The following is an 18,888-nucleotide window of genomic DNA, read 5'->3' on the forward strand; positions in this document are numbered from 1 at the left end:
TTTGTTTCTAAAAGATTCAAATTTAAGGAAATATGCAGCAATTCAAAATATATTTATCAGAATTGCTACACATATAACGAACATTGTGCTTCAATCGTTTTCTTCAAGCTCAAAAACTTCTTCAACGCTCTTGCCAAAGATACGTGCTATCTTCAAAGCCAGCACCGTTGAAGGTACATACTTGTTACTTTCAATGGCATTGATGGTCTGTCGGCTCACATTTATTTTTTCGGCCAAATCAGCTTGAGTAATATCCAAAATGGCTCTTTCGATTCTGATTCTATTTTTCATAATTCTGTGGGGCGAATCGGGCGGTGTTCAGTACCCTTATCGTTATTTTTAAAAAAGAGTATGTAGTGGAAACGAATCACAAAAAACAATAATGGCGTAATCATATTATAAATAGCAACCATGTAATATGCAAGGCCATAAACTAATAATGTGGCAATAATCAGGAGTGCAAAATTCAAATAAATTGCCCACTGAAGTGACTCCAAACGAATTTGAGACACATATTCATCTTCAATTTTTACTCTTGAAAAAGCTATCAAAAGTAAACCGATTATACTGCCGATTACAGCAATTTCATCAGTAAAATTGAAAACTGAAAACTCATTTCCTTTGTCGTCGGATGAAAGGAATTCATCGGCAAACAAATAGTTAAAAGGCACTTTGACAGTCAGAAAATCAAAACTTAAATCATTAATTAATACAAATAAACCTAAAATAATTGAAGGGATGGCGATAAGCCATCCGATAACTTTGAAACGATGCGGGAATAAGAATCTTGGTTCCATAATTTGAAAATGTTTTAAGGTAATAGCTTTTTCATGTAAACTTTAACGCAACAAATGTAAAATAAACTTTACATTATATCAAAATATTTTTACATATTTTTTTTCTATGAGAAAAATCATATTCAGCTTTTATGATTTAGAATTACTTTTGTACCAGAAAATGACAAGTTGAAAGAATGGACGATATTCAGAATAGAACAGATATAGAATTATTGGTTAATAATTTTTACGAAAGAGTACATAACGAGCCAAATCTCGCACCAGTTTTTGAGATGCCAGCCGAGCATTGGAATATACACATTACAAGAGTGGTAAATTTTTGGGAGAATTGGCTATTTCAAACAGGAAGTTATAATGGGGGAATGATGTGGGTACACCTACAAGCCAACGAAAAGCACCCACTTACAACTGAGCGTTTTGAACAATGGTTAGCCCTTTGGTTTCTTACCACCGACTCGCTTTTTGCAGGCGAAAAAGCCGACTTTGTAAAAAGCAAAGCCCTCGAAATCGGGCAAATTATGAACGCTAAATTTAATGCGTAATTATAAATGGTTAATTGTAAAATCGAAATTTATCATTTACAATTAACCATTCACAATTAAATTTCCACCATCAATTTCATCATTTCTTCTAAATAACGTCTTACTTTTCGGTCGGCACCATCGGCATAACGATTTACTATGTATGTAAACGACATCATTTCGCCATTTGATGCAGTGAAATACCCTGAAAATGCCCTTGTATTGCTAATTGAGCCACTTTTTGCTCGCACATTTCCTGCTGCTTTTGAGCCTTTGGCCAAATTCTGTACCGTTCCGTTTATTCCTACAATTGGAATCGAAGAATAGTATTCAGGAAAAGCAGCATCAGTTTTCATTGTGAAAAGAATATCCGTTAAATTATTAGCTGTCAGCACGCCAGAAGGTGAAAGCCCGCTTCCATCACGAATCATAAAACCCTGTAAATCAACACCTTTCTGCGACCATAATTGTTTTTGGGTCTTTACTGCCGAATCAAAACTACCATCTTTCGACAAATGATAGCCAACTGATTTTAGAAAAGCATCGGCATAAAGATTGATGCTATGAAAATTACAATCTTTGACCAAACTTGATAATGGCGGAGAATCATAGGTAAAAACTACATTTCTCTGCTTAGGATAATACCCCTCAGAAGTTTTGTAGTGTTGCAACGAAATCGTAGGTTTTTCAATCATCCCTCCAAGTGAAGCAAAATTTTTCTGCACTTGATAAGCAAAAAATGTTGGCGGGTCAGGAATTGCACCTTTCACCGAAAACTCATTTTCTCCCGCAGGAATAGTGCCTTCTGAAAGTACCGTTGTACTAAATGGCGTGCTGTATAGCAATACATTATCGCCCGAACCACGCTCGGCAACCGTTACTTTATTGATATTTTTAAGATTCGGAATTTCGGGAACTGTTTTAGTAATTGGGGCAAAATCTCCTACTCGCTTACTCTGTTTAAAATAAACAGAATAAAGATTTTCGTGTATATTTAGTCCGTTGATTCCTGCACCGTAATAATTGCCTATATCGCCCCAAATCCATGAATCAGCCAAAGTATTATCGGAAAAAACCGAACCATCGCCCAAAATGTAACCTTCAATTTTCTTAATTCCGAAATCTTTGATTTTTTGAGCAAAAAACTTCGATATTTCTTCAGCACTCGACCCAATTCTTGCTGAACCAAGCGAAGGGTCACCCGTTCCTCTGATATAGATGTTTCCTTGCAAAACACTATCTACAATTGCTCCATCATATTCTAAAAAAGTCTGAAAACGATGATTTGCCCCCAAGACAGACAAAGCCGAAGCAGTAGAAACTAACTTCAGAACCGATGCCGAATTGACCGATTTATGGGCATTAAATTGTAGTTTATATTCGCCAGTTTGGGTCGAACGAATAGATGCGGCCACCACTCCATTGCGAATTTCGGGGTCATTTTGTACGCTATCGACCAGTTTTTGCAGGCGTTCGAGTGGGTTAGAAATCTGTAAAAGGATAAATAAAAGTAATTTCATGCAAAAACTATGATTAATTTTAGGGAAATCTTTGGTTCTTTTTTAGTTTTACTAAAACTCTGATTATCAAACCATTTATAACATTCTGAATCTTATCTGAGTTTAAACTTATACAATTTTAACTAAAATGCTTAGTTAAAAAAAGAAATGTTTCCGTAATTTGTACCATGAATATTAAGTTAATGTGATTTATGCTTTAATATTCTTAATCATTTGATAAACTTATATGAAATTAACATTCTGGGGAGCAACAAGGCAAGTTTCGGGGAGTATGTTCCTGCTCGAATTTGACGATGAATACAGAGTTTTGATAGATTGTGGTACTGATTTGGAACGTGAACGCAGCGAAGAGACTCCCAAGTCTGAATACGGTATTTTCCCCTTTGACCCATCACTCATCAATTTAATAATTCTCACACACGCACACATTGATCATTCGGGACAAATCCCTAACTTATACAAAGAAGGTTTTGAAGGACAGGTACTTTGCACTAAAGCAACAATGGAACTGGCCGAAATTTTATTGCTCGATTCGGCAACTCTTAATCAAAAGAAATACAAGGCAATTCACGATAGCAAAAAACGTTCAAAGAAAAGAAAAGATGTTGATTCGAGAGAACTTTACCTCGAACGCCAAGTAAAAGAAGCAGTTGACAATTTTGTACCAATTCCGTTCGACCAAAAATTCAAGTTTAAAGATGATGGTTTCGTAACATTCTATCCAGCAGGGCATTTGCTCGGTGCGGCACATGTTTATTTAGAGTTTTGGGAGAATAACGAAAAGAAAACAATATGTTTTTCGGGCGATGTTGGACGAAAAGATTACCCACTTTTGGTTGACCCATACCCAATTCCACAAGCCGATTATTTGGTCACAGAAACTACTTATGGTGATCGCCATCATATCAGCGAAAACAAGCCAGAAGAACTTTTAGGCGATATTATTCAAAAAGCCTGCATCGATATTCCAGGTCGTTTGATTATTCCATCATTCAGCGTTGGTCGTACTCAGGCCATGCTTTATACCCTCAATCGACTATATACCGACCGAGGTTTTACACCAATCAAAGTATTTACAGATAGTCCATTGGCCAAAGCCAGCACACGCATCTACGAGCGAAACGTGCGTTTGATGAATAAAGAAGCAAGAGAATTCAGAGAAGAAAACGAATCGCTGTTTGATTTTGAAAATTTAGTATATTTGGAGTCGAATCAGGCAAGTAAGGCAGTTTCTAATCATTCTGAGCCTTGCATCATCATTTCGGCATCAGGAATGGTTACGGGCGGACGTATTGAGCATCATATTCAAGCCAATATTAGTAATCCTTATGCCACTATTTTGATGGTTGGCTACGCCAGCGAAAACACACTCGGCTGGAAATTACTCAATGGCGAACGCAAAGAATTGAGCATTGGAGGTCAGAAATTACCAGTAAACGCCAATATCGAAAAGATTGATGTATTTTCGGGGCATGGTGATTTAGACGATTTAATAGATTTCATAAAAACACAGAATAAAGAAAAAACCAAGAATATTTTTTTAGTGCATGGCGAACTACACACCATGCAAAACTTTAAAAATACACTTGCTGAAATTGGTTATAATCAAGTAGTAATTCCAGAAAAAGGACAAACATTTCAGATTTGAATTAAGAATTAAGAATTGAGAATTAGAAATTCAAAAACTGGACTTCCATTCTTCATTCTTCATTCTTCATTCTTCATTAAATTAGGATGAGAACACTTTTAGATTTTGAAAAACCGATTGCCGAGCTTGAATCTAAGCTCGAAGATATGAAACGACTGGCTAACGAAAACAACGTTGATGTTAGCGGTGCCGTTCGTACACTCAATGACAATATTGAGCAATTGAAAAAAGAAACTTTTGCCAATCTTACTCGCTGGCAAAGAGTTCAGCTTTCTCGTCACCCCGACCGCCCTTATACGCTTGATTATATTGAACGTATTTGTCAAGAATTCCACGAATTGCACGGCGACCGTACGGTAAAAGACGACCCAGCTATTGTTGGAGGTTTTGCTACGATTGATGGTCAGTCGGTAATGATTATTGGACAACAAAAAGGTCGTAAAACGAAGGAGCGTCAACACCGCAACTTTGGTATGCCAAATCCTGAAGGATACAGAAAAGCACTCCGCTTGATGAAATTGGCCGAAAAATTCAATAAACCAATCGTTACGTTGATTGATACCCCTGGTGCATTTCCAGGTTTGGAAGCAGAAGAACGTGGACAAGGTGAAGCCATTGCTCGCAACTTGAAAGAAATGATGGTGCTGAAAGTTCCTGTCATTTGCATCATTATCGGTGAAGGAGCATCGGGTGGAGCCTTAGGAATTGCCATTGGAGACAGAGTTTTAATGCTCGAAAATACTTGGTATTCAGTAATTTCACCAGAATCTTGCTCGTCGATTCTTTGGAGAAGCTGGGATTATAAAGAACAAGCCGCCGAAGCATTGAAATTAACATCGGCAGATATGCTTCAAAATAAATTGATTGATGGAGTTATTGAAGAACCACTCGGCGGAGCTCAACTCGATTGGGACGATATGTCGAACCGTTTGAAGAAAAGAATTTTGAGCGAAATTGCCACGCTTGAGGCAATGACTCCACAAGAACGCATTGATGCCAGAATTGATAAATTCTGTGCAATGGGCGAGTTTGAAGAAGTTTAAACGTGTTTTTTGATATATTTGCAACATTATAAACAGATAAAGTCATGCAAATCACTTATCAATTAAATGAAGAAGAATTAACTTATGAGTTTTTCAAAGCTTTAAAAAAGACATTGAAAGGTAAAGTTAATGTTGAGTTTTCGATAAAAGCAGAAGAAAGTCCCTACAAAATGTCGAAGGAAGCTTTTGAAGAGAAAATATTGAATAGCGAAAAATCGGATAATCAATATGTTTTCGAGGGAGATGAGTTTGAAAAGTTTACACAAAAAGTACTAAACAGAGAAGAATTAGAGCTTAATCTTTATTCTCGACAAAAATGAGAAAAATTGTTTTTGATAAAGATTCTTTGCAAACCTTTGTAGAATGGGAAGCTATAAATCGGAAAATATTCGTACGAATCGCAAAATTAATTGAAGAATGTCGTCGAACACCCTTCGCTGGTACAGGAAAACCAGAACCGCTCAAAGGAAACTTAAAAGGCAAATGGTCAAGACGAATTGATGATGAACACCGATTAGTTTATACAGTCACCGACAATGAAATCATTGTTCATTCTATTTGGGGACATTACGAATAAAGTAAGCCAATAAAAAACGCAATTCCGAGATAATCAGAATTGCGTTTTTTGTTTTGGGCAAAGAAAAATTTTATTTCACCGAAACTAATTCAATTTCAAAAATTAAATCTTGACCTGCCAAAGGGTGATTGCCATCAAGGATAACCTTCGTCGCAGTTACCTCACGTACAATCACGGGCATTGATTGCTGACCATTGTGCATGTTGAGCGTTCCGCCAACTTCCAATGGAATATCAGCAGGAATATCCAAACGATTAAATGTAAAAATCATTTCATCAGAAGCTGGGCCATAAGCCTCATCAACTGGAATATGGACTGTTTTCTTTTCACCAATAGCCATACCAGTTACGCCCGAATCGAATCCTGCGATAACCATACCACTACCTACTTGAAACTCTAAAGGCTCACGCCCTTCCGAACTATCGAACACCGTACCATCGGTTAGCGTTCCTTTATAATGTACCGCTACATTATCGCCTGATTTTACCATCTTCTTTTAATGATGAATGTTTAATGATTAATGTTTAATTTCATTATTTTAAATAGAGATTTGATGTTTTTCAACTCAAAATTCACAACTCTATCAGTATGCTCTCGCAAAAACTACTCTTTTGTTTGAAGGTTTTCCTGTATATACACACACACCTTCTTCTTCAACCGCATCTAAAGGAATACAACGAATGGTTGCTTTTGTCAATTCTTTGATTTTCTCTTCGGTTTCCGAAGTTCCATCCCAGTGACAAAGTAAGAATCCACCTTTTTCGATTTGTTCTTCAAACTCTGCCCAAGTATCTATCTTAAACATATTTTCCTGACGGAAGTTCAACGCTTTTTGATAAATAGCTGTTTGAATTTCATCCAATAAATCTTTTATATAAGTTGCAATGCCTTCAATCGGGCGAGTTTCTTTGGTTAAAGTATCTCTACGAGCCAATTCGATTACACCATTTTGCAAATCTCTCATGCCAACTGCCATACGCAAAGGTACGCCTTTCAATTCATATTCGGCAAATTTCCAACCTGGGCGATAAGCATCATTATCATCGAATTTTACTGTAATTCCCAACGACTTCAATTCTTTCACTATTGGCATAATAACTGCCTTGATTGCTTCTAAATCTTCATCACCTTTATAAATAGGCACAATTACAACATGAATTGGAGCTAATTTTGGTGGAAGTACCAAGCCCAAATCATCAGAGTGAGCCATAATCAAAGCTCCCATCAATCGTGTACTTACGCCCCAAGAAGTTCCCCAAACGTTTTCAAGTTTTCCTTCTTTATTTTGGAATTTTACATCAAAAGCTTTAGCAAAATTTTGACCTAAGAAGTGCGATGTTCCTGCTTGTAAAGCCTTTCCATCTTGCATCATTGCTTCGATACATAAAGTTTCTTCTGCACCAGCAAAACGCTCATTGGCCGATTTGAAACCTTTGATTACTGGCACTGACATCCACTCCTCAACAAAAGTGGCATAAACATCCAGCATTTGTTTAGTTTCGTCCATTGCTTCTTTTTCAGTAGCATGTGCTGTGTGGCCTTCTTGCCATAAAAACTCAGCCGTACGCAAAAACATACGAGTACGCATTTCCCAACGCACGACGTTTGCCCATTGATTTATTAAAATTGGCAAATCACGGTGCGACTGAATCCAATTTTTATAAGTATTCCAAATAATAGCCTCACTCGTTGGACGAACCACTAATTCTTCTTCCAATTTTGCTTCAGGGTCAACCATCAGTTTACCAGGGTTATTTGGGTCTGATTTTAAACGGTAGTGAGTCACAACTGCACATTCTTTGGCAAAACCTTCGGCATTTTTTTCTTCGGCCTCAAATAAGCTTTTCGGCACAAAAAGCGGAAAATAAGCATTTGTATGACCTGTTTCTTTAAACATATCATCTAAAGCTCTTTGCATTTTTTCCCAAATAGAATATCCATAAGGTTTGATAACCATACAACCACGAACCGCCGAATTTTCAGCTAAATCTGCACGTTTTACCAGTTCGTTATACCACTCCGAGTAGTTTTCACTACGTTTTGGAAGTCCTTTACTCATGTTTTTTTAATGTAAAATGAAGAATTTAGAATGAAGAATGAATCGGCAATTACAACCATTCAGGTCTTCACTTCGTATTTCAATAAGTTATTTTAATAAAATTGAATTTTTGATAGCGGTTTTTCGTTTTATTATTAGAAAAACCCAATTCTGACTCTGTTTAAGTCAAAATCTAATGAGATATTAATGCTTAAACAGATTGCAAAGATAGGTTTTTATATTAAGTTTGTAAAATAATGTTACTATTCAATAATTGCTTATATAAATAACGATTTTATAAAAAAGCTTGATTTCGGGAAATGAAAAAAATATTTTAAAGAACGTACAACCATTTCCTACCCTGTCGCATCATATACATAGAAATGTTTAAAGCCCACATTTAAATTATAGTAAAATGAACACTTTCAAATCAATAAAATATCTATCGGTAGCAGTGCTTTTGAGTGCATGGGGATGTACTTCAACCAAGCAACTCACTACCAAAGGTGAATATGACGATACTTACGGCTCATCGAAAGATGCTCCGCAAGTTGTTTACACACCGAAACAAACGCCTGAATATGTTGAAAACCAACGTTATCAACCAGAAGAGCCAATACAAAGCCAAGAAAATGCCACTGGCACTGACGAATACTACGACGAGAACTATTTAAACTCTCGTAAAGTATATCGTAATAACAATGGTGATGCTGGCTACGATTCAGGTTTTGCTAATGGATATCAATCAGGTTGGAACGACTACGCTTGGAGTCAACCAGTCGGTTGGGCAAGTCCATTTAACCGTTTTGGTTATGGAAATGGATTTGGAACTGGATTTGGTTTAGGTCTTGGTTTCGGAGGATTCAATCGTTTTTATGACCCATTTTGGGGTAGTGGCTTCAATCGTTTCTACGATCCATTCTGGGGTAGTTATGGATTCAATCGTTTTTATGACCCATTCTGGGGCGGATATAACTCTTGGGGTGGTTTCAATTCATGGTACGGTAATTCTTGGTATAACCCTTATGGATTTAACTCTTATGCCTTCTATGATAGAGGATTTGGAAATAATATATTCGTAAACAACTATTATGGAAATATTACTTCGGGTGTAAATGGTGTAAGTAGTGGTCGTATCCGTACTTATGGTCCTCGCGATGGCGGAAGTGGTTCAGGGACTTACAACCGTGGTTTTACTAACTCAGCAGTAAATAATGGCGGTCGTGATGCTTCTATGAATGGTAGAACTGCTAATACTGGTAGAAGTAGTAATTCTGATTATCAACCAAGAAGAAGCAACAGCAGTAGCTCATGGAACGGAAGTTCGGCAAGCAATGAGTATAATAGAGGAAATTCGAGAACGTATGGTGGAAACACAAATAGTTCAAGCACTTCAAATGATACTTATTATGCTCGCCCTCGCAGAAACGGTGCAACTGAAGGCGGTTCATACTCAAGTTCTGGTAGCACTAATAATGGAGGTTACAATTACTCTCGTCCATCAGGAACAACTCGTAGCACAAACAATAGCTGGTCAAGTGGAAGTGGAAACTCTTCATCAAGAGGTTCATCAGATAGCTGGTCGAGAGGTTCGTCATCTTCAAGCTCATCGAGCTGGGGCGGTAGTTCTTCTTCAAGCAGTGGAGGAGCTTCAAGAGGCTCGTCTGGCGGCGGCGGTGGAAGTAGCAGCGGTGGAAGTAGCCGTGGACCAAGATAATTAGTTTAAGATTTGTTCAGACTCTTCATTGAGATATTTTAAGAATCCATTTGAAAACCTCGCTGAATCATAGCGTTTGGCGAGGTTTTCTATTAGAACTAACCTAAGTAAACATTACCTTTTCTATGAAGTAATTATACGAAAGACTAAAAATCTGGTTTATTTTTCTTCAAACTTCAGTATTACTACAATGAAACTTACACGATTTTTTATAGCCTCTGCTTTGATTTTGGGAGGAATAAAAACCCAAGCACAACTAACTTTGGGTGGCCATTTTTATGGAGAAGATGCTTTCAGATATTCGCAGTCGAAAGTATCAGGGTCAGCTCGTATGCAAGGTATGGGGGGGAGTTACACTGCACTCGGAGCTGATGCTGGTAATGCCTCTGCTAATCCTGCTGGTTTAGGATTTTACAATCGTTCGGAGTTAAGCATCACTCCTATTTTCAACTCGCTTAATACTTCGTCGCTTTACGCTGGTTCAATGAGTAAAGCTAATACTTCAAATGCTAACATCGGTCAGTTAGGCCTAATTATGAGTAGTAATGGTAGAGGAACACGTAAAAAACGCTCAACATTTGCCGTAACTTATTCAAAACAGGTAAGTTTATTATCTAATTTTAGTTATGCAGGTACTAATAATAAGAGTTCAATGGGTAATTATTTTACCGAAAAAGCAAACTCTCTAAACGTAAGTGCCAAAACTCTCGATGACGAATTTGATGAAAATACTGCAACGGCCTTCTACCCCGAAGGAATGTATTATTGGTCATATATGATTGACCCCGTAGCAAATAATGACACCAAATACACACAAGCAGAAACAAGTTTACCAGTCAATCAGACAGGAAATAATTCAAGTACGGGCAACCAAAGTCAGTGGAATTTGGCATACGGTGTAAATTTTGATGATAAAACTTATTTAGGTTTTACGCTCGGTTTTGTTAGACTCAACTACGAAAACTTGAATAATTACTCAGAACAATTTCCAAGAGGAACCGTTTTCAATGGTTTTGATTACAGAGATGACTTGATTTCGAGTGGTGGTGGTATTAATTTAGGTGTTGGTGGTATTTTTAAAGTTTCAGACAATATCAGCTTAGGTGCAAACATAACTTCTCCATCATGGATAACCGTCAATGAGGTGTTTAATTCAAGTATTTCAATTAAAACAACATTCTTTACTCCAGATTATTCGGAAGTGAGAACTCGTGAAAATGAGTTTTCGTATAAAATTACAACTCCGCTCAAAGCCAGTGGTGGTGCGACATTCTTTTTACCTGGCAAAAAAGGATTTATTACTGCCGATGCCGAATATGTAGGTTATTCGGGTATGAGTATTAAATATGCTAATTATGACAATAACGGTTTTGTAAGTGGCTATGAAAAAGCAACGCGAGAAGATAGTAGAATTAAGAATACTTTCAAAGATGCCGTAAACTTAAAAGTAGGTGGTGAATATCGGATCGAAAATATCAGATTGAGACTTGGTGCTAAATATATGCCAGATCCATACAAACAAAGAATTGATGACCTTGACCGCTCGCAATTGATTTTCTCAGGAGGTGTTGGTTATCGTTCAGCTAAGTTTTTCGTAGATTTAGCAGGTGTATTTAATACATTTAAAACCGCTTATACGCCTTATGAATTGGCAAATACTGCCAATTACGCATCGGCTAATATTACAAACAACCAAAGAAGTTTTGTAATTTCAGTAGGAACATTCTTCTAAATCAAACCTCTTTGAGTGTTTCAACCAAAAATGCCCTAATAGTTAATAATTTAGCTTTTAGGGCATTTTTAGTTTTATTTTGGTCGCTCTTACTACTTATTTTACGTTTTACACCCTTTAGAGTTAAGCCTCCTTTATTGGCATTTACGATAATATCTCGTAAAGTCTCAATATCTTTTTCTGTAATTTGGCGATCTTGGCCATTTCTTTTAAACCTCAAATTAAATTTTTTCTCGTAAAAGCGAATGCGAGATACATTCACATCCAACATTTCCGCAACTTCCGAAGTGCTATAATAGAGTTTAGTCATTGGTTATTTGAAAATTTATTTTTCTAAGCTAATCGTGCCAAACATAGAGTATGAAATTTTGCGTGATACGTTTTTTTCCAAAACTAAACTTTTTTCCTCAAAAAAAACAGCATCACTCTTACCTGACCATTACTTGGCGTTTTTCTAAACTATCAGTGAGTTTAGTTAATTTTTCATCTGGTTTATCAGTTTTGTAAAATTCATTACCACGAATAAAGACTTTTTGCAGTTTATTTAGAGCAATCAAACCTTCAGGAATTTCCATAATTTCATTGTGTGTAATATCAAATTCTTCTAAATCTTTCAATTGATAAACCTGCTCAGGAAAAACCTTGAAAAGATTATAACCAATATCTAAAAGTTTAAGATTTGGCAAACTTGGCAAAGTATTCAAGCGATTATGATGGGCATATAGGGTTTGAAGATTTGACATTTTACTAATTTCTTCAGGCAAATTCCACAGTTGATTATTGGCTACTGCCAGCGTTTTTAGCTTTGGCAATTGACAAATTTCTTTCGGTAAAAACTGTAATTCGTTGTGATAAAGGTCGAGTTCTTCTAAATTTTTTAATCTTCCGATTGATTTTGGAAGTGTTGAAGTTCTGACATTGTATAAATTAAGAGCTTTCAGGTTTGACATTCGTTTGAAATCATTTGTAGCAAATTTTATAGGATTATTACCTACAAAAAGAATTTCTAATTTTCTATTTTTTTTCAAAGATTTGGGCATCTTAGCCATCTCAGTAAACTGCAAGTTTAGGTCTTTGAGGTGTTTATTTCGTTTAAATTTAAAATTTGAATAATCAATCCTATTTCCGCTTAAACTCAAGAACTTTAGTTTTTTCAAACTCCAAATTTCTTGTGGTATTTGTTGAATGTAATTAGCCGATAAATCTAATTTTTCCAAATTCTTAAATCTAAAAACTACTTCTGGAAATTTTTCGAGATTTAATTTATTCAAAATCAAGTTTTTAACGGTGTCAGGCTGGTCGCAATTCTGAGCTAACTCGATAGTAGAAATACCTTTTTTACTTAGTTTTCGAGGCTCTTTTCCAAGCGAAATATTAAAATTGATACTGTATTTTTTATTATATTCGTTTACAGGCAGTTTATAATTTTTGCAAAATTCATCAGCTATGCCAACAAATATTTTTTGTTCTTCTGCATTAAGGCTATCATTTGCCATTCTCATTCCACCACCGTAAAGTCCATATTGAAATCCATAGATGAAATAATCTATGCTACCATCGGGCTGGGCTAATATTTGAACAGGAATAAATCGGTAAGGCCGAAATGCAAATTCCTCAAACTTTACATTTTTACTGCGTGCAAATTGATTAAAATCGTAAATAACTTTCTTAGTTTCAATCTCAAAATCTTTGGACTCTTCTTTGCCATCTTTTAATTGAACCACAGAGTAAGGTTTATAAACATCTCTAATACGTTTAACATTCATTACATCCTGTTCAAATCTTTCTGGACGATAGACTTTTTGCTGTCCAAACAAAGTAACCGATAAAAACGGTAATAATAATAATAATAGCTTTTTCATGTGCTTGATTAGATTTAGTTGGAGATACACAAATATAACTAATTTTTTAGTTATGAAATTGCGTTTGTTTACATATTTTCTTCATTAGCAGTTGACATACTTCGAGATAACCTCCAAATCAGGGTATATAACGCAAATTACGCACTGGACATACCGTTTAATAAAAAATCTTAGGAAAATTAGCTGTGAATGATCAAATTGATACTCAACAATTTATTAAATTGATAAACTCAAAAAAATTCAAACACAACGTGATTATACTTTACTTTTTTATTAGTCTATCACAATTTCATTTGATAACCGATGAATAAAAAACTCATTATTTATGGTATAGGCAAGCTTGCCGAATATGCTTATTACGTATTCATGAATGATAGCCCTTATGAGGTCGTAGGCTTTTGTGTTGAAAGTAGGTTCATAAAAGAAACAGAACAAACTTTATTCAATATTAAGGTTTATGACTCTGAGAGAATTTCTCAATATTTCTCAGTCGCTAACCACGACATCTTTATTGCAGTAGGTAATAATTCGATAAGAAACGATATTTACGAGAAAGTAAAAACAATAGGTTATTCATTTGCCAACTATATCTCTTCTAAAGCTCAATATTGGCAGGATTGTAAGTATGGGAACAATGTATTCATTGGTGAAGGCTGTGTTATACAACCATTTGTTAGTGTAGGCAATAATACACTTATTTTTGCTTCCACAATAGGGCACCATTGTCAAATTGCTGAAAACTCGACACTCAGCGGATGCTGCATAGGAGGAAGTGTAAAAATAGGTAAAAATACATTTATCGGCATGAATACTTCGGTAAATCAAAATGTAAATATAGGCTCCAACAATATCATTGGTGTTGGCTGTAATATTACGAAGGATACTAAAGATAACGACGTTTACTCTGCACCAAAAAGCAAACTCAGGATATTCTCATCTTCTAAAATCTTATATAATTTTTTAAAATAGCCATCCAACTATGAAAAATCTATATATATATTTTCCTTCAGCACTTTTAATTGCTCTCTCGCCATTAATCCATTCTAAGACTGCTATCTATGGAACAACAGTTTACTCAACTGTTTATTTTTGGACTATCATTGATATATCATTGATAGTTTACATTTTACTCTCAAAAAAAAGTACCATCAACCTCAATCAGCTACAAATTTCGTTATTGGCGTATTTAACTATTAATTTTCTTGCTGCAATTTTTGGACATGATATAAGACTCAATCTTCTTTCTAATTTTGAAAGAATGTCAGGCTTCCTAAGTATGCTACACCTTATATTATACTTCTATTTGTTTAGTCAGGTTGATTTGAGCAAAAAGCAGTTAAATATGGTAATTTTAGCTATATTAAGTGTTGGTTTAATTATCAATTTAATTGGAATCAGTCAAGTGTTAAATGGAACTCATTTTCGTGCTGAATCTATTTTAGCTAACCCAATGCACTTATCCATTTATGCAATTATCCAGTTTTATCTAATTATATATTCGTTCTCTATTTGGAAAAACTATCCAGCGAAATTTCTTCTCACATTACTAATTTTAATCACAATCATAAGCCTGACGTTGACTCAGACACGTGCTGGAATAGTATCACTATTGGCTGGACTTTCATTCATTGCTATTTTTTACTTTTTAAAATCTGAAAAGAAAATCAGATTTATTTTATATATGACTCTGGGCTTGGTCATATTATCAGGTCTGTTGGCATTGAGTTATTACAGTGAAATCTCTATTTTTAGCCGTTTCACAGATTTTAACATCAAAGAAGATACGATATGGGTGCGATTGAAACTTTGGAAAATGTGCTTGAATAATTCATTTGAAAAACCTTTCTTAGGCTGGGGACAAGGTTCTTTTATTTATTTCTACTTTAAGAACTTCACAAGTGATCTAAACGATGCGGGTTTTTGGTATGATTCAGCACATAATGAATTTGTTGATAAAATTATTGGTACGGGCTATATTGGCTTCTTGAGCTACCTATGGCTAATTTTTGTGGTTTTTTACGGAATTTGGAAAAAAAACAGTAATTATTTGGCACAATTTGAGAAGCTTATTCTGAGTAGCTTCCTTATTACTTACATTGTTTTTATGTTTTTTGGCTTCGATAGCCTCTTTAGTTTAATTGCTTTTTTTACAGTTTTTATCATTATAAATAAAAACTTTTCTCCTATTTACCTCAAGTCTATTTTTGACGAAAAACAACCATTGCTAAAGTTTGGAGTAATCATTCCATTAATAATGATAATTTATTTTGGTATCTACAAAACCATAATTACAAATAAAACGCTGTCGTTGGCTTATTCTGAAAAGATAGCTGAAAAAAAAATAGAATTATATAACCAATCATTTGATAATGCAATTATCGGTAAATATGATGTCGCCTTACAGTTTACTTTACAAAGAAACCTCTTTCTAAACACAACGATACCACCAAACTTGAGAGAAGAGTACTTCAAAAGTTCAAACAAAACGCTGAATGAAGCTCTAAACATTCACACCGATAACCCGATTTTACTGAACCAATTAGGCTTTCTAAAGTCTGATTATGGCTTATCAGCTGAAAGTATATTGATTTTTGAAAAAATGAATCAAATGTCGCCTAATAGACTTATCAATAACCATGATTATGCTTGGCTACTATTTAAGAATAACCAAATAAGCAAAAGTTTCGACGTGATTGATAACGTGATCCAAAAACAAAATTATAACCATAAGGCAATTCTACTCAAAACACGCTTCTTACTTGAAAGAAAAAATTATATAGAAGCATTCAATACACTAAACAAATTTGATAACAAAGAAACTATCAAGTATTTTAAAGACATTACTGATCTGGTATTTGAATATCAAGTTTATAATGAATTTTACGATTTCTTGTATCAGAAATATCATTCAAACCTTGATGATTTCAAATTAACTGATGAACAATTACTTATTTGGTCAGAGATCGCTCAACTTTCAAAAAATAAGAAACAGGTTTTCTCAGTGTTTTCATACTATGCAGGTAATACACTTTTGGGAGATAACAGCCAATTTAGAAATAAAAAAGACTCTTTGAGAGTATTGGAATTGATAAATATGGTGCATGAAGGAAAAGCAAACTATGATATCATTCTAAGTTTGAAAGATTTTGATTAAAATCTCAAAATAAGTTTTTCGATATATCTTAAAACTCAAATCCATGGTTTTACAAACTGAAATTAAAGTTAGTGTTATTATATTAACATACAACCAAGAAAAATACATCAAAAAAGCAATTGAAAGTGTTTTGATGCAAAAAACAACGTTTGACTATGAGGTAATCATTGCCGATGATTTTTCGACAGATAAAACTAAGGAAATCATCCAAGACATTATCACTAAAAATCATGAATCAAAAGTTAGTATTAGATACATAAGAAATGAGAAAAATATTGGTGTAATGGCGAGTTGGATAAATGCCTATTCCCAAGTTAATGGAAAATACATAGCCATTTGCGAAGGAGACGATTTCTGGACTATCGACTCGAAATTACAAAAACAATTTGAGGTATTAGATTCACATCCACAATTCTCTATTTGCTTTCATAACGTTAATGTTGAATACATTGATATTAATGAAAAAAATTATATTCTCAATGAGAATATAGAAAAAGACATATTTACAATAGATGATCTAATTGGTGAAGAAGAAATTTGGTTTATGGCTACAGCAAGCCTAATGATAAGACACGAAAGTCTTCAAACAATTCCTGATTGGGTATTAAAATCAAAAAGTGGAGATATTCCTATTATTATGTTAGCAGCAAGAAATGGGCATATAAAATATTTACCCGATTTGATGGCAACTTATCAAAAACATAGTAAGGGGATGAGTATGACCGATCATAAAAACGACGCTATTTTTCTAAAAAATCGCATTTATATGTACAAAATGTTAAATTCAGAAACCAAATTTCAATATGATTATAGATTTAAACAAATACTTTCGGGTTACTATTATTTAATGCTTGATTCCAAACAACTACAAAACAAATATATAAGTCAATTTATCGTGGCATTAAAATATTTCTATTATTCATACCCTAAAATCAAAAATATAAAGGTAGTCATTAAAAATTATATCATACCACCAGTAATGCTTGAATTTAGTCGTTTTATCAAGCGAAAAACTGGAATCATTCCTACTTTTGATAAAAATACACTTTAATTCCTCCAAATATATCTAACTGATGTATTTTTGCAAAATACTTGAAATGCTTTTGTATCAATATATCAATGTTAGTAATCAATCAGTCAGGTAAAGCCCCCGTAAACGGCATAGAACTTTATTACGAAACCTTTGGAGATGAACAAAATCCAACGATTTTGCTCATCATGGGGCTTGATGCACAGTGCGTGATTTATGGCGAAAACGTGATTGAACCTTTGGTTGAGGCGGGCTTTTATGTCATACGATTCGATAATCGTGATATTGGACTTTCAACTTGGATGAATGAGACTTGGCACAGAAGTCGCCCCTACTCGCTTGAAGATATGGCGAAAGATAGTGTCGGTTTGCTTAATTTTTTACAAATCGAAAAAGCTCATATCGTTGGGGTTTCGATGGGCGGAATGATTGCACAGCATATTGCAATTGATTTTCCTGAAAAAGTATTGAGTTTGACTTCCATTATGTCATCAGGATATACACTAAACCCCAAAGTGGCCAGCAAGTTGACCCACAAATTACTAATGAAATTAATACCTTTTCTCATCAAAAGGATTTACATAAAAAATAAATATTCTAACCATAAAATTAGTGTAGGTAGCTATGTTGCTACTTATCGTCTTCTGCGTGGTAAAAGATTTGAATTTGACGAATCTTATTTCCGTCAAGTTTTTACTGAAAGCATTGAACGTCGAAAAGGGCAAAACCCAAGAGCAAGATACCAGCAATTTTGTGCTATTGTAGCTTCTGGTTCTCGCCTAAAAAAACTCCATCAAATAAAAGCACCAACTTTAGTCATTCACGGCACGGCAGACCCACTCGTTAGCCCAAAACATGCTGAAATTTATGCTCCTTTGATACCCAATTCAAAGCTTTTGATGGTTGAAGGCATGGGGCATGAACTGCCAAAAGGTGCTTTAGCAGAAGTTTTACCTGAGATTATAAGGCATTTAAGTAAAATTATAAGCTAACTTTTATGTCACTTCCATTTGTTTAAATACCCTCAGTAGAAGTGATAGATTGTAAATCTGACCTATAGGCAAAAAACCTTTTTATTAGATAACTCTTCAAAAAGTCCAATTTTTAAACTATTTTTGCACCTCAATTTTGGTGATTCGTTATCAGAATATTAGTTATTGGTCGAAATCTCGCATGACCAGTTCCCAGTAACAAGTTTTCTAATAACCAGCAACCAGTAACCAATTTACCAGTAACCAATTTACAGCAA

The 18,888-nt window shown here is 34.8% G+C and carries 18 protein-coding genes; 11 read left to right on the top strand and 7 right to left on the bottom strand.

Translation table 11 applies throughout. From position 1 onward, the window contains the following. Positions 1-90: 90 nt before the first annotated feature. Positions 91-291 (bottom strand): helix-turn-helix transcriptional regulator, encoded by a 201-nt coding sequence (locus tag ABR854_RS07945; protein ID WP_041693647.1) that lies wholly within the window; start codon positions 289-291, stop codon positions 91-93. Next, complete coding sequence (locus ABR854_RS07950) at positions 288-797, bottom strand: hypothetical protein (RefSeq protein WP_350264873.1); 510 nt, start codon at positions 795-797, stop codon at positions 288-290. Before ABR854_RS07950 ends, ABR854_RS07945 begins: the two co-directional genes overlap by 4 nt. 176 nt (positions 798-973) lie before the next feature. On the opposite strand from ABR854_RS07950, the gene ABR854_RS07955 reads away from it, so the two are divergent. Next, the gene (locus tag ABR854_RS07955; protein WP_350264874.1) at positions 974-1,339 is read left to right on the top strand and encodes a group III truncated hemoglobin; all 366 of its coding nucleotides are present in this window, start codon (positions 974-976) and stop codon (positions 1,337-1,339) included. A gap of 56 nt (positions 1,340-1,395) precedes the next feature. Here the strand turns inward: ABR854_RS07955 and dacB are convergent, their stop codons facing one another. Next, a complete protein-coding gene (gene dacB / locus ABR854_RS07960; RefSeq protein ID WP_350264875.1) occupies positions 1,396-2,838 on the bottom strand; it encodes a D-alanyl-D-alanine carboxypeptidase/D-alanyl-D-alanine endopeptidase in 1,443 nt (480 codons plus the stop codon). Between the two features lie 226 nt (positions 2,839-3,064). Here dacB and ABR854_RS07965 point away from each other — a divergent pair, with 226 nt between their 5' ends. The 4 genes from ABR854_RS07965 to ABR854_RS07980 all read left to right on the top strand — a co-directional run bounded on the left by ABR854_RS07965 (position 3,065) and on the right by ABR854_RS07980 (position 6,106). Beyond that, the gene (locus tag ABR854_RS07965; RefSeq protein WP_350264876.1) at positions 3,065-4,486 is read left to right on the top strand and encodes an MBL fold metallo-hydrolase RNA specificity domain-containing protein; all 1,422 of its coding nucleotides are present in this window, start codon (positions 3,065-3,067) and stop codon (positions 4,484-4,486) included. A gap of 86 nt (positions 4,487-4,572) precedes the next feature. After that, on the top strand, positions 4,573-5,529 hold the full coding sequence (locus tag ABR854_RS07970) for an acetyl-CoA carboxylase carboxyltransferase subunit alpha (RefSeq protein ID WP_350264877.1): 957 nt from the start codon (positions 4,573-4,575) through the stop codon (positions 5,527-5,529). Positions 5,530-5,573: 44 nt separating this feature from the next. Further along, positions 5,574-5,849: a hypothetical protein gene (locus ABR854_RS07975; RefSeq protein WP_350264878.1), complete on the top strand. Its 276-nt coding sequence runs from the start codon at positions 5,574-5,576 to the stop codon at positions 5,847-5,849. After that, on the top strand, positions 5,846-6,106 hold the full coding sequence (locus ABR854_RS07980) for a Txe/YoeB family addiction module toxin (RefSeq protein ID WP_350264879.1): 261 nt from the start codon (positions 5,846-5,848) through the stop codon (positions 6,104-6,106). Before ABR854_RS07975 ends, ABR854_RS07980 begins: the two co-directional genes overlap by 4 nt. Positions 6,107-6,176: 70 nt before the next feature. Here ABR854_RS07980 and ABR854_RS07985 read toward each other — a convergent pair whose 3' ends face one another. Continuing rightward, positions 6,177-6,596 (bottom strand): FKBP-type peptidyl-prolyl cis-trans isomerase, encoded by a 420-nt coding sequence (locus ABR854_RS07985; RefSeq protein ID WP_350264880.1) that lies wholly within the window; start codon positions 6,594-6,596, stop codon positions 6,177-6,179. A gap of 93 nt (positions 6,597-6,689) precedes the next feature. Further along, positions 6,690-8,165: a proline--tRNA ligase gene (gene proS / locus ABR854_RS07990; protein ID WP_350264881.1), complete on the bottom strand. Its 1,476-nt coding sequence runs from the start codon at positions 8,163-8,165 to the stop codon at positions 6,690-6,692. Between the two features lie 394 nt (positions 8,166-8,559). Here proS and ABR854_RS07995 point away from each other — a divergent pair, with 394 nt between their 5' ends. Then, entirely contained in the window at positions 8,560-9,861 is a 1,302-nt protein-coding gene (locus ABR854_RS07995) for a hypothetical protein (RefSeq protein WP_350264882.1), read from the top strand. 190 nt (positions 9,862-10,051) lie between these two features. After that, positions 10,052-11,593, top strand: a complete 1,542-nt coding sequence (locus ABR854_RS08000; protein ID WP_350264883.1) for a hypothetical protein — start codon at positions 10,052-10,054, stop codon at positions 11,591-11,593. Between the two features lies 1 nt (position 11,594). Here the strand turns inward: ABR854_RS08000 and ABR854_RS08005 are convergent, their stop codons facing one another. Next, on the bottom strand, positions 11,595-11,903 hold the full coding sequence (locus ABR854_RS08005; RefSeq protein ID WP_350264884.1) for a MerR family transcriptional regulator: 309 nt from the start codon (positions 11,901-11,903) through the stop codon (positions 11,595-11,597). A 118-nt stretch (positions 11,904-12,021) separates the two neighbouring features. Then, positions 12,022-13,455 (bottom strand): leucine-rich repeat domain-containing protein, encoded by a 1,434-nt coding sequence (locus tag ABR854_RS08010; RefSeq protein ID WP_350264885.1) that lies wholly within the window; start codon positions 13,453-13,455, stop codon positions 12,022-12,024. Between the two features lie 303 nt (positions 13,456-13,758). Here ABR854_RS08010 and ABR854_RS08015 point away from each other — a divergent pair, with 303 nt between their 5' ends. From ABR854_RS08015 to ABR854_RS08030, 4 genes are all read left to right on the top strand, one after another. Beyond that, the gene (locus tag ABR854_RS08015; RefSeq protein WP_350264886.1) at positions 13,759-14,424 is read left to right on the top strand and encodes an acetyltransferase; all 666 of its coding nucleotides are present in this window, start codon (positions 13,759-13,761) and stop codon (positions 14,422-14,424) included. A 10-nt stretch (positions 14,425-14,434) separates the two neighbouring features. Next, entirely contained in the window at positions 14,435-16,609 is a 2,175-nt protein-coding gene (locus ABR854_RS08020; RefSeq protein WP_350264887.1) for an O-antigen ligase family protein, read from the top strand. Between the two features lie 43 nt (positions 16,610-16,652). Next, a complete protein-coding gene (locus ABR854_RS08025) occupies positions 16,653-17,660 on the top strand; it encodes a glycosyltransferase family 2 protein (RefSeq protein WP_350264888.1) in 1,008 nt (335 codons plus the stop codon). Positions 17,661-17,728: 68 nt separating this feature from the next. Then, entirely contained in the window at positions 17,729-18,631 is a 903-nt protein-coding gene (locus ABR854_RS08030) for an alpha/beta fold hydrolase (RefSeq protein WP_350264889.1), read from the top strand. Positions 18,632-18,888 lie beyond the last annotated feature (257 nt).

The organism is Emticicia sp. W12TSBA100-4 (assembly GCF_040253585.1).
Lineage (GTDB): Bacteria > Bacteroidota > Bacteroidia > Cytophagales > Spirosomataceae > Emticicia.

Bases quoted from the DNA above. Each gene is read 5' to 3' on its own strand.
- proS (WP_350264881.1), bottom strand. From the start codon at position 8,165: ATGAGTAAAGGACTTCCAAAACGTAGTGAAAACTACTCGGAGTGGTAT.
- ABR854_RS07995 (WP_350264882.1), top strand. From the start codon at position 8,560: ATGAACACTTTCAAATCAATAAAATATCTATCGGTAGCAGTGCTTTTG.
- ABR854_RS07980 (WP_350264879.1), top strand. From the start codon at position 5,846: ATGAGAAAAATTGTTTTTGATAAAGATTCTTTGCAAACCTTTGTAGAA.
- ABR854_RS07965 (WP_350264876.1), top strand. From the start codon at position 3,065: ATGAAATTAACATTCTGGGGAGCAACAAGGCAAGTTTCGGGGAGTATG.
- ABR854_RS07950 (WP_350264873.1), bottom strand. From the start codon at position 797: ATGGAACCAAGATTCTTATTCCCGCATCGTTTCAAAGTTATCGGATGG.
- ABR854_RS07970 (WP_350264877.1), top strand. From the start codon at position 4,573: ATGAGAACACTTTTAGATTTTGAAAAACCGATTGCCGAGCTTGAATCT.
- ABR854_RS07955 (WP_350264874.1), top strand. From the start codon at position 974: ATGGACGATATTCAGAATAGAACAGATATAGAATTATTGGTTAATAAT.
- ABR854_RS08000 (WP_350264883.1), top strand. From the start codon at position 10,052: ATGAAACTTACACGATTTTTTATAGCCTCTGCTTTGATTTTGGGAGGA.
- ABR854_RS08005 (WP_350264884.1), bottom strand. From the start codon at position 11,903: ATGACTAAACTCTATTATAGCACTTCGGAAGTTGCGGAAATGTTGGAT.
- ABR854_RS08015 (WP_350264886.1), top strand. From the start codon at position 13,759: ATGAATAAAAAACTCATTATTTATGGTATAGGCAAGCTTGCCGAATAT.
- ABR854_RS07985 (WP_350264880.1), bottom strand. From the start codon at position 6,596: ATGGTAAAATCAGGCGATAATGTAGCGGTACATTATAAAGGAACGCTA.
- ABR854_RS08010 (WP_350264885.1), bottom strand. From the start codon at position 13,455: ATGAAAAAGCTATTATTATTATTATTACCGTTTTTATCGGTTACTTTG.
- ABR854_RS08020 (WP_350264887.1), top strand. From the start codon at position 14,435: ATGAAAAATCTATATATATATTTTCCTTCAGCACTTTTAATTGCTCTC.
- dacB (WP_350264875.1), bottom strand. From the start codon at position 2,838: ATGAAATTACTTTTATTTATCCTTTTACAGATTTCTAACCCACTCGAA.
- ABR854_RS08030 (WP_350264889.1), top strand. From the start codon at position 17,729: ATGTTAGTAATCAATCAGTCAGGTAAAGCCCCCGTAAACGGCATAGAA.
- ABR854_RS08025 (WP_350264888.1), top strand. From the start codon at position 16,653: ATGGTTTTACAAACTGAAATTAAAGTTAGTGTTATTATATTAACATAC.
- ABR854_RS07945 (WP_041693647.1), bottom strand. From the start codon at position 291: ATGAAAAATAGAATCAGAATCGAAAGAGCCATTTTGGATATTACTCAA.
- ABR854_RS07975 (WP_350264878.1), top strand. From the start codon at position 5,574: ATGCAAATCACTTATCAATTAAATGAAGAAGAATTAACTTATGAGTTT.